This is a genomic window from Streptomyces sp. NPDC059373 (assembly GCF_042751495.1).
In the GTDB taxonomy this organism is placed as follows: domain Bacteria; phylum Actinomycetota; class Actinomycetes; order Streptomycetales; family Streptomycetaceae; genus Actinacidiphila.
Map to the genome: position 1 here is coordinate 31,348 of NZ_JBHYXC010000040.1, position 14,221 is coordinate 45,568.

The window sequence follows — 14,221 nt, forward strand, 5'->3', positions numbered from 1 at the left end:
GGGGGGGCGGTAGGGCCCCCCTCCCCCTACATTTATCTCGGCGTCCCCGGGTTCTCCCGGCCCGGAAACCGTTGCGGGTTCTGGGGGCGGGGGGCCCCGCCCCCCCCCCACGCTGCGCCTCGTGGGCGAGCAGGGCGACGTAGAGCGAGGTGAGCTGCTCCCAGTCGTCCAGGTCGGTACCGAGGAGGGCCTCGATGCTCTGCAGCCGCCGGTAGAGGGCCGGGCGGCTGACGTGGTGCATCTGGGCGGCGAGCGATTTGTTGCGACCGGTGTCGAGGTAGGTGCGCAGGACGTCCAGCAGGTCGGGGTTCTGCAGCAGCGGGCCGAGCTCGCGCTCGATGAAGGCCTGCAACTCCGGCTCGTCGCGCAGCAGCCGTACGAGTCCGCGCAGCCGTACGTCGCGCAGCCGCGCCACCGGCGCCGCCGGGGGCCCGGCCACCGCGGCGTCGGCGACGTGCACGGCCTCGACGAAGGAACGACGCAGCTCGTCCAGCTCCGAGCAGCCGAAGCCCGCCCCCGCGACGGCGGTCCGGGCGCTCGCCTTCAGCCCCTCGTGCACCTGCACCGCGACCCGGTGCACGGCGGCGTCGGCGTCCTGGCCGTACGGGATGCTCAGCAGCACGGCCGTGCCCGCCGGCCCGATCCGGGCCACCAGGCCGGAGACGCCGGGCTGCTCGGCCAGGACGCGGTCGACGAGTTCGGGCATGTCGTCCAGCCCGTCGGGACCGTGGTCGAGGAGGCGTACGACGACGGGCACGAAGGTGCGTCTGTTGACGGGCAGCCCGGCCGCACGGACCCGGGCGAGCAACTGCTCGGGGCGCGCGGCTCCCGAGGCGAGGTCGAGGAGGAGCGATTCGGCGGCCTGGTCCTCCCAGCCCCGGTCGCGGTCGCCGAGCAGGCGGTGCATGACCAGGGCCTCGGCGGCGCGGGCGGCCAGCAGCTGTCCGTACTCCTCGGGGCCCTGGTAGCCGAAGAGGACCAGCCGGCCCCACTGCCGCCCCCGGGCCTCCAGGGACGCCACGATCCAGCCGTCGGGCCCGACCGTCACCGGACCGCCGCCGGACAGCCCGGCCACCTGCCGGGAGACGCGGTCCCAGTCACGGAGCAGTTCGCTGAGCGAGCCCTTGTCGCCTGCCGAGGCCAGCACCCGCTGGGCCAGGTTCACCAGAACGGCCGGGCAGCCGCTGTAGGAGGCGATCTCGTCGAGCACCTGCTGCAGGCTCGCCCCCGAGAGGTTGAGGGTCGTCAGCGAGGACCGCACCCGGTCGGACAGGTCGAGGCTCGCGAACCGGCCGTGCGCCAGCCGCGAGTGCACCTCCTCCGTCAGCCGGGCGAAGGGCGCGGGCCGGTGCAGCACGATCAGCGGCACCCCGCAGCGTTCCGCGGCGCGGCGCATCGGCTCGGGGGTCGTCCGGAAGGCCCGGCCCAGGCCCAGCACGACCGCCGCGACGTCGGCCCGCTGCATCGACTCGATGTACTCCCGCTGGGCCCGCTCGTCACCGGCCAGCAACAGCCCGGTGGTCAGCACCATCTCCCCGCCGTTGAGCATCACCCCGACGTCCAGTGCCTCGGCCACATGCAGCCACCGCACCGCCCGGTGCAGATGCGCCGCGCCCGCCACGACCTCCGCCCCCCAGGGCGCCACCAGCTCCAGGTCGAGTACGTCACGCACGGTGAGCCGCCCCGCGGTGGCCTGCGGCGGGATGGCCGGTGTCTGGTCGCTCAAAGCGGTAAGCCCGTCGCTCGTGCTGCCCCTTGGACGTGGAGTGTATGTCGTGTTGTTCACCGGTCGTTGGGGTCCAGGGCATGTGGCACCACTAGGAACGGATCGACACAAGTCGCACACGGGTAACTTCGGCCCGGACCGGGTCTTCGTGAAGGCACCCACCGCCTCGGGCGAGTTGACGGTGCGGCTGAGGGAGCAGGACGGCACGGTGCTGTTCAGTCAGGTGTTGCAGCCGGGGCGCGTGGGGCAGTAGCGGGGCCGTCGCGGCCCCTTGAGAGGATGGCGGGGATGGACGGATTTACGTATGAAGAAGTGGGTGCGACCCGGGATGCCGGGTCGTTGCCACCACCCGGCTATCACCTGCTGCGGATGCGCGTACGACTCGGGGACGGCCCGGAGGTCTTCGCTGCGGCCGGGCGCGCGCTGCTCGGCTGGCGGATGCAGCGGGCCGCCGGGCTGCGGATCGGGGCGGACACGCCGGACGCGACGCCGGGGGTGCGGGTGGCGATGCGGGCCGGGCCGGTGCGGATCCCGTGCGAGGTGGTGTGGACCGTACGCGAGGAGCGGCGGACCGGCTTCGCGTACGGCACGCTGGCCGGGCATCCGGAGCTCGGCGAGGAGTCCTTCGTCGTGGAGTGGGAGGCCGACGGTTCGGTCTGGCTGACCGTGATCGCCTTCAGCCGGCCGGCGGCCTGGTACCTGCGGGTGGCGGGCCCGGCCGGGCGGGTGGCGCAGCGCGTCATCGCCCGCCGCTATGGCAGCTGCCTGCGCCGACTGGCTCAAAACCAAACCTCTGGAAGGTGAACTTAACGGACATGATTCACCCTTTACTCGTCGGTCATAGTGCGTTTGTGATCACGCAACAACCCTTAGGCATGGTGATGACATGCCTCATCTGACGTCTGCGAACACCAAAGCCCGCCAACACCACTGGCGGCGCGACCTGATCGAACTCGCCGCGCTCTTCGTCGCCGTGGCCACCGCCGACCTGCTGGCCAATCTCGTCGCCCACGGCCCGGACGGCCCCGCGCTGCTGTGCGCCTCGGCGGCCGCCCTCGCCGCGACCACCGGCTTCCACACATGGTGGGCACGCCGCCACAGCCATTCGCCGCCGGCGCCCGATCATGATCCGGCGACGGACACCGACTCGGACCCGGCGCTCACGGCGGATCCGGGCCCGTCCCTCCTGTGGCGGCTGCGCACCACCGTGCGGGACACGCCGGGCAGCCTGGGCGCGGTGTGCACCGCGCTGGCCGCCCACGGGGTCGACATCCTCACCCTCCAGGCCCATCCGCTGGCCGAGGGCACGGTGGACGAGTTCCTGCTGCGCGCCCCCGCGTCGCTGGCGCCGGGCGGGCTCACCCGGGCGGTGACCACCGCCGGCGGCCGTGACACCTGGGTCGAGCGGGCCGACACGCACGACCTGGTCGACACGCCGACCCGGATGCTCAACCTCGCCACCCGCACCGCCATGGACGCCGCCGAACTGCCGCTGGCGCTACGCCAGTTGTTCGGCCGTTGCAGCATCCGCTCGCTGCCCGCCGGCCGCCAGGGCTCGGCACCGTACGAGGAGGTGCTGGAGGGCACCGTGATGCGGCTGCGCGACCCGTCCGGAGGCAGCATCACCGTGGAGCGGGCGTACCTGCCCTTCACGCCGACCGAGTTCGCCCGGGCCCGCGCGCTGGTGGAGCTCGACGCCCAGCTGGGGGCACGGGTGCCGGAGGCGCGCCATGTGCTGACGCTGCCGGAGGGCAACGAGATCACCATCCGGCGGGCCGGCCCCGAGGACCTGGCCGCCGCGAGCGCGATGCACGACCGCTGCTCCCCCGCGACGCTGGCCCAGCGCTACCACGGGCCGGTAGGGGACGCCCACCGCTACCTGGAGCACCTGCTCAGTCCCCGGTTCGGGCAGACCCTGGCCGTGGAGACCGCCTCGGGGCGGATCGTCGCGCTGGCGCACCTGTTGTGGGACGGCGACGAGAACGAGGTCGCCGTGCTGGTCGAGGACGGCTGGCAGCGCCGGGGCATCGGCGTCGAGCTGCTGCGCCGGCTGACCGACATGGCCGCCGGTGCCAACCGCGACAGCGTCTACGCGGTGACCCAGGCGACCAACACCGGCATGGTCGCGACCATGCGCCGCCTGGGCCTGCCGCTGGACTACCAGGTCGAGGACGGCACCCTGGTCATCACCGCGACACTGTCGCCTGCGGACGCGCCCGCTCGGACGCACTGAGCGCACCGTCCAGGTCGGCCCACAGGTCCTCCGGGTCCTCCAGGCCGACCGACATCCGCAGCAGCCGCTCGCCGACCCCGGCGCGCCGCCGGTCGCCCTCGTCGACGATGCGATGGCTGATCGACGCGGGGTGCTGGATGAGGGTGTCCACACTGCCGAGGCTGACCGCCGGGGTGATCAACCGCACCCCGGCGGTCACGGCGTGCGGGTCGCCCGCCACCTCGAAGGCGATCATCGCGCCGCCGATCCTCGGGTAGTGCGTCCTGGTCACCCGGGGGTCGGCTGCCAGCCGCTCGGCGAGCAGCGCCGCCGTCGCCGACGCCGCCCGCATCCGTACCGGAAGCGTGGCCAGCCCGCGCAGCAGCAGATAGCCGGCCAGCGGATGCAGTACGCCGCCGGTGGCGAAGCGCACCTGGCGCAGCCGCCGGGCGAACTCCGCGTCGCAGGCCACCACTCCTCCGAGTACGTCACCGTGGCCGCCCAGGTACTTGGTGGCGCTGTGCAGCACGATCCGGGCGCCGCTCTCCAGCGGGCGCTGCAGTACGGGCGTGGCAAAGGTGTTGTCGGCCAGCAGCGGCACCGTGCCGCACGAGTGGGCCACCGCCCGCAGGTCCAGCTCGGCGAGGGTCGGATTGGCGGGGGTCTCGACCATCACCAGGCCCGTGTCGGGGCGGATGGCGTCGGCGATGCCAGCCGGGTCCACCCAGGTCACCTCGGTGCCGAGCAGCCCGGCGGTCAGCAGGTGGTCGCTGCATCCGTACAGCGGGCGGACCGCGACGACGTGCCGCAGTCCCATGGCGGCGCGGGCCAGCAGGACGGCGCAGAGGGCGGCCATGCCGCTGGCGAAGGCGACCGCGGCCTCGGCGCCTTCGAGGCGGGCGAGGGCCGTTTCGAAGCGGGCGGTGGTGGGGTTGTCCAGGCGGGCGTAGACGGGGGGTCCGGCCGGGAGTTCACCGGTGGCGGCGAAGGCATCGAGGCGGGCGGCCTCGGCCCGGGTGTCGTAGGACGGGTAGGTGGTGGACAGGTCCAGGGGGACGGCGTGAAGGCCGAGTTCCGCGAGGTCCTCGCGGCCGGCGTGCACGGCCTCGGTAGCGAGCGATCGTGGCTGCATGGAGGCGATCGTGAACAATTACCGGGCGGTAGTCCGCGGTGCCCGTGCTACGTTCGGCCGATGTCCGATTCTGTGCTTCTGGATCCGGTGGACCTGGAGATTCTGCGGCTTCTGCAGAACGACGCCCGGACCACCTACCGCGACCTCGCCGCCGCCGTCGGGATCGCGCCCTCGACCTGCCTGGACCGGGTCGCACGGCTGCGCCGCACCGGCGTGATCACCGGCGACCGGCTGCGGGTCGACCCCGTCCGGCTCGGGCGGCCGCTGGAGGCACTGCTGTCGGTGCAGGTGCGGCCGCACCGCCGGGAGCTGATCGGCCCGTTCGTCGAGCGGATCAGGGCACTGCCGGAGTCCCGGGCGCTGTTCCATCTCGCCGGACCGGACGACTATCTGGTGCACGTCGCGGTGGCCGGGACGGCGGATCTGCAGCGGCTGGTCATCGACGAGTTCACGGCACGGCCCGAAGTCGCGCAGGTGGAGACCCGGTTGATCTTCCAGCAGTGGGACTGCGGTCCCCTGCTGCCGCCCACACCGGCCAGGTGATCGGATGCGGTGGTGACGTGACCTGCCACGTCGTACGAGGATGTGCGCATGTCCACCACTGAAGACCGCAGGCTGCCCCGACAGATCGCCGACGCGTACGTCGACGCCTACACCGAGCTGGAGCCGGTCACCGGCACCTACCTCGGCGTACGCGCCGTTCAGGACCGGCTTCCCGACTACTCCCCCGCCGGGCACGAGGCCCTCGCGGATCTCGCCCGCCGGACCCTCGCCGAGCTCGACGCGGCCGGGCCCGTGGACGACGAGGCCGAGCGCCGCTGCGCCCGGCTGCTGCGCGAGCGGCTGACCGCCGAACTGGCCGTGCACGAGGCGGGCGAGGGGCTGCGCGCCGTCAGCAACCTCTTCACCCCGGCGCATTCGGTGCGTGGCGTCTTCATGATGATGCCGACCGAGACCGAGGAGGACTGGGCCGCGATCGCCGCCCGGCTGCGGGCCGTTCCGGCCGCGCTGGCCGGCTACCGCGAGTCCCTGGCGGAGGGCCTGGACCTCAAGCTGCCGGCCGCTCCGCGTCAGGTCGCCACGGTGGTCGAGCAGTTCGGCGAGTGGCTGGGCGGGGAGAGCGGCCGCAGCTGGTTCGCCGAGCTGGCGGCCGGCGGTCCGGAGTCGCTGCGCGAGGAGCTGGACGCGGCGGCCGGCGACGCCACCGCCGGGATCGCCACCCTGCGCGACTGGCTGCGGGACGTCTACGCCCCCGCTGTCGAGGGCGCCCCGGACGGCGTCGGCCGCGAGCGCTACGCCCGCTGGGCGCGCTACTGGACCGGCTCCGACCTGGACCTGGACGAGGCGTACGCCTGGGGCTGGGAGGAGTTCCACCGCCTCGACGCCGAGATGCGCAAGGAGGCGGAGAAGGTGCTGCCCGGCGCCACCCCGCTGGAGGCCCTGCGGCACCTCGATGTCGAGGGCGAGGCCATCGAGGGGGTCGACGCCGTGCAGGAGTGGCTGCAGGGGCTGATGGACGAGGCGATCGCCGCGCTCGACGGCACCCACTTCGACCTCGCCGAGCCCGTACGGCGGGTCGAGTCGCGGATCGCGCCGCCCGGCAGCGCCGCCGCGCCCTACTACACCGCGCCCTCGCTGGACTTCTCCCGCCCCGGCCGCACCTGGCTGCCCACGCAGGGCAAGGACCGCTTCCCCGTCTGGGACCTGGTCAGCACCTGGTACCACGAGGGCGTGCCGGGCCACCACCTCCAGCTCGCCCAGTGGGTCTACGTCGCCGACCGCATCTCCCGCTACCAGGCCTCCCTCGGCCAGGTCAGCGCCAACGCGGAGGGCTGGGCCCTGTACGCCGAGCGCCTCATGGACGAGCTCGGCTTCCTCACCGACCCCGGCCGCCGGCTCGGCTACCTCAACGCCCAGATGCTGCGCGCCACCCGTGTCGTCCTCGACATCGGTATGCACCTGGAACTCCCCATCCCGGACCACAGCCCCTTCCGCCCCGGCGAGCGCTGGACGCCCGAGCTGGGCCGTGAGTTCTTCGGGCTCTACAACGGCCTGCCCGCCGCCATGCTCGACAGCGAGCTGGTCCGCTACCTCGGCATCCCCGGCCAGGCCATCGGCTACAAGCTCGGCGAGCGCGCCTGGCTCGCCGGCCGCGCCGCCGCCCGCAAGGCGCACGGTGACTCCTTCGACCCCAAGGCCTGGCACATGGCCGCCCTTTCGCAGGGCTCGCTGGGGCTGGACGACCTGGTGGACGAGCTGTCCCGGTTGTAATTACCCAAGAGCCGTTCGGCGCCCGGGGTAGGGTGCCGGGCATGGGGGCGACGTTCATCGTCTGCGCGGATCCGCTCGGTCCACGTCGGGCGGATCCGCACTTCGCCGGGGAGGCGCGGGCGGCACGGGAGTTGGGGCACCGGGTTGCCCTGATCGACCACGACGCGCTGCTCGCGGGTGATCCGGCGGCGGCCGTCGCGGCCGTCCCGCCCGGCGCCGGCCCCGCGTGGTACCGGGGCTGGATGGTCCCCGCGAGCGCGTACACCGCGTTGGACGGCGCGCTGGCGGAACGGGGCGTACGCCTGCTGACCTCTCCCGCTTCCTATCGCCGGGCGCATGAACTCCCGGGCTGGTACGCGACGTTCGCGGCGCTGACGCCGCGCAGCGTTTGGCTGCCCACCCCTCCCGGGGTCGCGCCGGGCGCGGCGGTGCTGGCGCGGCTCACCGCCCCGCTCGGCGGCGGTCCGGGGGTCGTCAAGGACTACGTCAAGTCCCGCAAGCACGAGTGGGACGAGGCCTGTTACGTCCCGGACCTCGCCGACCCGGACGGTCTCGCGGCCGTGGTCGCCCGGCTCGTCGAGCTGCAAGGGGACTTCCTGGCCGGAGGCGTCGTCGTACGGGCCTTCGAGAGCTTCGCCCCGGGCGCAGGCGAGGCCCGGGCGTGGTGGGTCGGCGGGAAACCCGTACTCGTCACGGCACACCCGGACAGCCCGGGGGTGCTGCCGGAGCCGGGACTTGACGCCCTATGGCCGCTGGTCGCGGCGCTGGAGTGCCCGTTCGTGACGACCGATCTCGCGTTGCACGAGGACGGGCGGTGGCGGGTCGTCGAGGTGGGTGACGGACAGGTCAGCGATCTGCCCGCGGGCGCTGATCCGGCGCCGCTGTTCAAGGCGCTGGCCGCCGTATCGGATTGATCAGAGAGACTCATGAAAGACAGGACGGTTCACCTTCGATGCTCCTGCACGCCACGCACACCGACGACGGCCGCCTCGTCCTCACGGACGGCGACCGGGTCACCCTGCGCGAGCAACTCCCCGCCGAGGCCGCGCAACTGGCCGACGGCGCCACCGGGACCCTGGAGTGGCTCGGCGGACTGCCCGGCGACGGCACGATCACCGCGGCCGGTATGACCGTCAAGGCAGCCATGGCCGGGCTGTACGCACCCGGCTGGGGCCTGTTCGCGATCCAGCGCTCCGACGACCTGGTCGCGGTCGGCGGCATCGGCTTCCACGGCCCGCCCTCCGAGGAAGGCGTCGCCGAGATCGGCTACGACCTCGTCCCCGCCGCCCGCGGCGTGGGCTGGGCCACCGACGCCGCCCGGCTGATATCCCGCTGGGCCCTGACCCGACCGGAGGTCCGTACGGTCCTCGCGACCACCGACCCCGACAACCACGCCTCCCAGCGGGTCCTGGAGCGGGTCGGCTTCACGCGCGTCGCCGACCTGGACGGCCTGCGGGCGTACGTGCTGACCGGCCCGGCCGCGTCGTAAAGGACATGCCATTCCTGCGGCCGGAGCGCTGACGCTCAGCAGCCACAGGCCGCCTCCGGCGCGACGGGCGCGGTCAGGGGGTCGGCGGGGCGCTGGTCGGGGCCTTCGGCGGTGGCGTAGGGGAAGCCTTCGCGGATCCAGTACTCCATGCCGCCGAGCATTTCCTTGACCTGGTAGCCGAGGGAGGCGAGGGCGTATGCGGCGCGGGTGGCGCCGTTGCAGCCGGGGCCCCAGCAGTGGACGACGAGCGGGCGGGCGGGGTCGAGGAACTCGGCGGCGAGGTGGGGGATCCGGCTGGTGGGGAGGTGGAGGGCCCCGGGGATGTGGCCCTGGTCCCACGACTGGGTGGAACGGGAGTCGATGAGGGTGAAGCCCGGGTCGTCGCCGGAGGAGAGTGCGGCGGCGACATCGGAGACGTCGGTGTGGAAGGCGAGGCAGGCGGCGAAGTAGGCGGCCGCCTCGGCGGGGGTGGCGGTGGGCTGAGGGGCGGTGAGCTGCTGTGTCATGGCCACGAATGTACGGATCTCGGCGGCGCCCGGGAACTGAGATTCCCCGGTCCTTCCCTTGCTCCGCCGGGGAATTCCCTGCTACATCTCGCCTATGACCGTTCATTCCCTCGACGCCACCGACTGGCGCATTCTGGAAGCCCTGCAGAGCGACGGCCGGGCCAGTTACGCCGAGCTGGCGCGGGCCGTGTCCATGTCGCCGAGCGCGGTCACCGAGCGGGTGCGGCGGCTGGAGGAGGCGGGGGTGATCAGCGGGTATTCGGCGGTGATCGACCACGACCGGATCGGGCTGCCGATCCTGGCCTTCGTCCGGCTGCGCTACCCGCACGGCAACTACAAGCCGTTCCACGACCTCCTTGCCGCGACACCCGAGATCCTCGAGGCCCATCACGTCACGGGCGAGGACTGCTTCGTGCTGAAGGTGGCCGCCCGCTCGATGCGACACCTCGAGGAAACGGCGGGCCGAATCGCGGGGCTGGGGTCCGTGACGACGAGCGTGGTGTACTCGTCACCGCTCGAACGGCGGGCTGTCTCACAGGTTTGACCCCCTCCCCCGGCGTCACCGCTCGGACGCCGTGCGGTGGCGCAGAGTTGAGCCGCGCTGACCCTTGAGGACCTGGAGTTGGGCGGGGATGCGCTGGCGGAGGTCGGCGACGTGGCTGACGATGCCGACGGCGCGGTCGCGCTCGCGGAGGGCGTCGAGGACGTCGAGGACCTCGTCGAGGGTCTGTTCGTCGAGGCTGCCGAAGCCCTCGTCGATGAAGAGGGTGTCCAGGCGCATGCCTCCGGCCTCGTCGGTGACGACGTCGGCGAGGCCGAGGGCGAGGGCGAGGGAGGCGAAGAAGGTCTCGCCGCCGGAGAGGGTGGCGGTGTCGCGTTCGGTGCCGGTCCAGGCGTCGACGGCGAGGAGACCGAGGCCGGAGCGGGAGCCCCGGGAGGCCCGGGCGTCGCTGTGGAGCAGGGTGTAGCGGCCGGAGGACATGCGCTGGAGCCGGAGGCTGGCTGCGGCGGCGACCTGTTCGAGGCGGGCGGCCAGGACGTAGGTCTCCAGCTCCATCTTGAGCTGGTTCTCGGAGGACGTGCCGGCGGCCAGGTCGGCGAGGCGGCGCAGCCGGGCGTACGCGGCGCGGGCGGGGGCGAGTTCGGTGGTGCGGGCGGCGGCCTGGGCCCCGAGGGCGTCGAGTTCGGCGCAGCGGTCGCGGGCGGTGGCGGCTCGCGCGGCGGCGTGCTGGAGGCGGCGGTTGGCGGCTTCGGCGGCTCGCGCGGCGTGGTCGGGGTCGGCGGGGGGCCGGGCGGCGGCTTCGGAGAGGTCGAGGGCGGTGAGGTCGGCGGTGACGGCGGCCTCCTCGCGCTGCCACTGCTCTGCGCGCAGTTCGAGGCGCTGCCGTTCATGCTGGGGCAGCAGGGCGGCGTCCGCCGACTCGGGCGTGTCGAACCCGGCGCGGTAGGCGGCGTCGGCGAGTCGTGCGTCGGCCTCCTTGACGCGCTGGGCGGTCTCCTGTTCCGTACGGACGGTTTGCGCGGCGTACGAGACCTGCTCGATGTCGGCGGCAAGGCGGGTGCGGCGCTCGGCCACGGTGGCGTACGGGCCACGGGCGCGGGCCAGTTGTCCGGCCAGGTCGGCGTGCTGGCGGTCGAGGCCTTCGCGGTGGGCGGTGAGGGTGGCGATGCGGGTGGCGGCGTGGCGGCGCTCGGCGGCGCGGTGGTCGTGCTCGGCCTCGGCGCGGTCGAGGGCGTCGCGGGCGGTGCGGGCGTCGGCGGCGAGGACGGCGTTGTCGGCGTGGTCGCGGTCCACGACGGCATGAGCGGCGTCGAGTTCGGCGACGGACGCCGGCCCGGCCTCGGCGTGGGCGGCGTCGAGGGCGGCGCGGGCCCGGCTCACCGCGTCCTGGGCGTCGCCCTGGGCGGTGAGGGCCAACTGGTAGGCGGCGTGGGCGCGTTCCTCGTCGTCGGCGGTGACGCGGGCGCCGGAGGGGCGGGCGGGGTCTGGGTGTTGGGGCGAGCCGCAGACCAGGCAGGCGTGGCCGTCCTCGAGCCCGGCGGCGAGTTCGGCGGCGATGCCGGCGATGCGGGCCTCGCGCGTGTCGTGCCAGGCCTCGCGGGCCTCGGCGGCCGTGTCGCGGGCGGTACGCAGGCGTTCCTCGGCCCGCTGGAGGGTCCGGGCGTGGTCGTCGCGGGCGCGGGCGGCGTCGAGTTTGCGGCGTGCCTGGTCGCGGGCGGCGGCGAGTTCGGCGGTGCGGGCGGTGGCGGCCTGGGCGGAGTCGAGGCGTTGCCGGAGCGACTGGCGGGTGGTCTCCCAGCCGTCGAGCCAGGCGTCGGCGTCAGCGACGAGCTGCTCGGCCCCGTGTGTCTCGCGCTCCAGGCGGTGGCTTTCGGCGGCCAGTTCGGCTGCGCGCTGTTCGGCGCGCCCGGCCTCGGCGAGGGAGCCGAGTTCCTCACGGAGCCGGTGTTCGTGCTGGGTGAGCTGGCCGGCCCCGGCCTCGGTGAGTCCGTCGGGCAGCCCGGTCCTTGCGGCTCGCTCGGCGGCCTGGGCGGCGGTGTGTTCGCGGGCGGCCTTCTCCCGCAGGTCCAGGGCGGGTTCGACGGCGGCGGCGCGGCGGGCCTGCTCCAGCCGGGCGCGGGTGGCGTCGCGTTCGGGGCGTACGGCGGCCAGTTCGGCGGCGCGGCGGACGGCGGCGGCGTGCCGCTGCTGGAGTGCGTACAGCTCCCGTGCGGAGTCGGCCTCGCGCCGGGCGGCGGTGTGCGCGGCCTCGGCCTCGCGCAGGGCGGCCTGGGCGATGCCGTCCTGTTCGCGGGCGGTGGAGCGCAGGACGGCGGCCCATTGGAGGATGTGCTCGGCGAGTTCGGCGTCACCGGGTGTCCAGTCCGCGGGCGGTTCGGCGCCTTCGCCGGCCGCCTGCTGCATGCGGTGGGCGAGGTTGACCAGTTCCTGGTCGCCGGTGCGGATGTGCTGTTCGGCGGTGCGGCGGCGGTCGCGGAGCCAGTCCTCGACGGCCTTGAAGCGGCGGGTGTCGAAGAGCCGCCCCAGCAGCGCGGCCCGTTCGGTGGCCCCGGCGCGCAGGAAGCCCGCGAACTCGCCCTGCGGCAGCAGCACGACCTGGCAGAACTGCTCCTTGCTCATCCCGATGAGCCGCAGCAGCTCCTCGCCGACCTCCTGGTGGGACTTCGACAGGGCTCGCCACTGGCCGCCGGTGTGCTCGCGCAGCAGCGTGACGGCCTTGTCGGGGGTCATGCCGGTGCCGCGTTTCTTCGGCCGCAGCTGCTCGGGGCGGCGGGTGATCTCCAGCCGCCGCCCGCCGACGGTGAGGTCGAGGACGACCTCGGTGGGCGTGTCGGGGTCGGCGTGGTCGCTGCGCAGCCGGGCGAGCGGGCGGGCGCCCGGCACGCCTCCGTAGAGCGCGAAGCACACGCCGTCCAGGACGGAGGTCTTGCCGGCGCCGGTCGCGCCGTGCAGCAGGAAGAGCCCGGCGGACGACAGTTCGTCGAAGTCGACGCTCTGGCTGCCGGCGAAGGGGCCGAAGGCGGTGAGGGTGAGGCGGTGCAGGCGCATCAGTTGACCTCCGCCCGGGCTTCGGTGGCGCGGACCGCGTCGATGGCGTCGCTCAGCACGTCCCGCTCGCGGGGGTCGGGGGCGGAGCCGCGTACGTGGGTGACGAAGTCCTCGGCGATCTGCTGGTCGGTGCGGCCGCGCAGCCGCTGCGCGTACGAGGCGAGCGGGTCCTCGCCGGTGCGTTCGGGCTCGAAGGCCAGGGCCAGGGCGTGCGGGAATCGCTTGCGCAGCCGGGCCATGGGCTCGTGCGGGCGGTGCGGGTCGGTGAGGGTGGCCTCGACCCAGGAGTCCTCGTGCCGTTCGTGGGCCGGGTCGGCGAGCAGGTCGTCGAGGCGGCCCCGGAGCCGGGCCAGCGGCCGGGGCACCGGGCAGTCGACGCGCTCGGCGGTGACGGCGCCGTCCGCGCCGAGGTCGACCAGCCACATGCTCTTGCGGTGCCCGGCCTCCGAGAAGGAGTACGCGAGCGGCGAGCCGGAGTAACGCACCCGCTCCGTGATCGTCTGGCAGCCGTGCAGATGCCCCAGGGCCACATAGTCCGCCCCGTCGAACACCTCCGCCGGCACGGCCGCGACCCCGCCCACCGTGATGTCCCGCTCGCTGTCGCAGGCCGCCCCACCGGTGACGAAGGCATGCGCCAGCACCACCGACCGGGTCCCCGCCGGTCGCCCCGCCAGATCGGCGCGCACCCGGTCCATGGCGGCGCCGACCACCTCGGTGTGCCCGGCCCGGCTGAGCCCGAACTCATCGCGTACGAGGGCCGGTTCGAGGTACGGCAAACCGTAGAAGGCGACCTCGCCGTGCTCGTCGGCCAGCACCACCGGCGCCGCGCAGCCCGCCGGGTCGGTACGCAGGTGGATCCCGGCGCGGTCGATGAGGCCGGCCGCGACGCCGAGCCGGCGGGCCGAGTCGTGGTTGCCGGAGATCATCACCGTGGGCACCCCGAGGCCGGCGAGCCGGTGAAGGGCGTCGTCGAACAGCTCGACGGCGGGCAGCGAGGGCAGCGCCCGGTCGTAGACATCACCGGCGACGAGGACCACGTCGACGCGCTCGGCGCGCACCACGCTCACCAGGTGGTCGATGAAGGCCGCCTGGGCGTCGAGCAGACCGACCCGGTGGAAGGACCGTCCCAGATGCCAGTCGGAGGTGTGCAGAAGCCTCAAGAAAACTCTCCGAACCGCATCTCGCCCCTCCTCCGACCCCGCAACCGCCGCCACGCCAACGGTCCAGGACCCAGCCTTCAGCACGGACCACCGTAGTCCCAGGCGGTCCTCGCTCCCTCACGGCCCTCAGTGTTGCACTCACGTCTGACAGCCGGAGGCTGGTTGGCGCAAAGCG

General features: G+C 73.9%; 12 protein-coding genes. 7 read left to right on the forward strand and 5 right to left on the reverse strand.

Annotated elements, in window-relative coordinates; translation table 11 throughout:
- Positions 1 to 1,726: PucR family transcriptional regulator ligand-binding domain-containing protein (locus tag ACFXJ5_RS33995; RefSeq protein WP_384639884.1), on the reverse strand; the 1,726-nt coding region annotated here is incomplete at its 3' end.
- 288 nt (positions 1,727 to 2,014) lie between these two features.
- Between ACFXJ5_RS33995 and ACFXJ5_RS34000 the strand changes: the two genes are divergently transcribed.
- Both ACFXJ5_RS34000 and ACFXJ5_RS34005 read left to right on the forward strand, forming a co-directional pair.
- The gene (locus tag ACFXJ5_RS34000; RefSeq protein ID WP_384639886.1) at positions 2,015 to 2,530 is read left to right on the forward strand and encodes a DUF1990 family protein; all 516 of its coding nucleotides are present in this window, start codon (positions 2,015 to 2,017) and stop codon (positions 2,528 to 2,530) included.
- 82 nt (positions 2,531 to 2,612) lie between these two features.
- Positions 2,613 to 3,959, forward strand: a complete 1,347-nt coding sequence (locus ACFXJ5_RS34005; RefSeq protein ID WP_384639889.1) for a GNAT family N-acetyltransferase — start codon at positions 2,613 to 2,615, stop codon at positions 3,957 to 3,959.
- Here the strand turns inward: ACFXJ5_RS34005 and ACFXJ5_RS34010 are convergent.
- Complete coding sequence (locus ACFXJ5_RS34010) at positions 3,913 to 5,070, reverse strand: trans-sulfuration enzyme family protein (protein WP_384639892.1); 1,158 nt, start codon at positions 5,068 to 5,070, stop codon at positions 3,913 to 3,915. The genes ACFXJ5_RS34005 and ACFXJ5_RS34010 overlap by 47 nt on opposite strands.
- 60 nt (positions 5,071 to 5,130) lie before the next feature.
- Here ACFXJ5_RS34010 and ACFXJ5_RS34015 point away from each other — a divergent pair, with 60 nt between their 5' ends.
- Genes ACFXJ5_RS34015 through ACFXJ5_RS34030 form a run of 4 tightly spaced genes read left to right on the forward strand, consistent with a single transcriptional unit; the run spans position 5,131 to position 8,830 of the window.
- Positions 5,131 to 5,613 (forward strand): Lrp/AsnC family transcriptional regulator, encoded by a 483-nt coding sequence (locus tag ACFXJ5_RS34015; protein WP_384639894.1) that lies wholly within the window; start codon positions 5,131 to 5,133, stop codon positions 5,611 to 5,613.
- A gap of 48 nt (positions 5,614 to 5,661) precedes the next feature.
- Positions 5,662 to 7,341, forward strand: a complete 1,680-nt coding sequence (locus ACFXJ5_RS34020; RefSeq protein WP_384639897.1) for a DUF885 domain-containing protein — start codon at positions 5,662 to 5,664, stop codon at positions 7,339 to 7,341.
- 41 nt (positions 7,342 to 7,382) lie between these two features.
- Positions 7,383 to 8,255 carry an ATP-grasp domain-containing protein gene (locus ACFXJ5_RS34025; protein WP_384639900.1) on the forward strand — a complete coding sequence of 291 codons (873 nt, stop codon included), beginning with the start codon at positions 7,383 to 7,385 and terminating at the stop codon, positions 8,253 to 8,255.
- 38 nt (positions 8,256 to 8,293) lie between these two features.
- Positions 8,294 to 8,830, forward strand: a complete 537-nt coding sequence (locus ACFXJ5_RS34030) for a GNAT family N-acetyltransferase (RefSeq protein ID WP_384639903.1) — start codon at positions 8,294 to 8,296, stop codon at positions 8,828 to 8,830.
- Between the two features lie 35 nt (positions 8,831 to 8,865).
- On the opposite strand, the gene ACFXJ5_RS34035 is transcribed toward ACFXJ5_RS34030, so the two are convergent.
- Complete coding sequence (locus tag ACFXJ5_RS34035) at positions 8,866 to 9,336, reverse strand: rhodanese-like domain-containing protein (RefSeq protein ID WP_384639906.1); 471 nt, start codon at positions 9,334 to 9,336, stop codon at positions 8,866 to 8,868.
- Positions 9,337 to 9,430: 94 nt separating this feature from the next.
- On the opposite strand from ACFXJ5_RS34035, the gene ACFXJ5_RS34040 reads away from it, so the two are divergent.
- Complete coding sequence (locus tag ACFXJ5_RS34040) at positions 9,431 to 9,880, forward strand: Lrp/AsnC family transcriptional regulator (RefSeq protein ID WP_384639909.1); 450 nt, start codon at positions 9,431 to 9,433, stop codon at positions 9,878 to 9,880.
- 15 nt (positions 9,881 to 9,895) lie between these two features.
- On the opposite strand, the gene ACFXJ5_RS34045 is transcribed toward ACFXJ5_RS34040, so the two are convergent.
- A complete protein-coding gene (locus ACFXJ5_RS34045; protein ID WP_384639912.1) occupies positions 9,896 to 12,886 on the reverse strand; it encodes an AAA family ATPase in 2,991 nt (996 codons plus the stop codon).
- Positions 12,886 to 14,046, reverse strand: coding sequence for an exonuclease SbcCD subunit D (locus ACFXJ5_RS34050; RefSeq protein WP_384639914.1), 1,161 nt, complete (start codon positions 14,044 to 14,046; stop codon positions 12,886 to 12,888). Before ACFXJ5_RS34050 ends, ACFXJ5_RS34045 begins: the two co-directional genes overlap by 1 nt.
- Between the last annotated feature and the right edge of the window lie 175 nt (positions 14,047 to 14,221).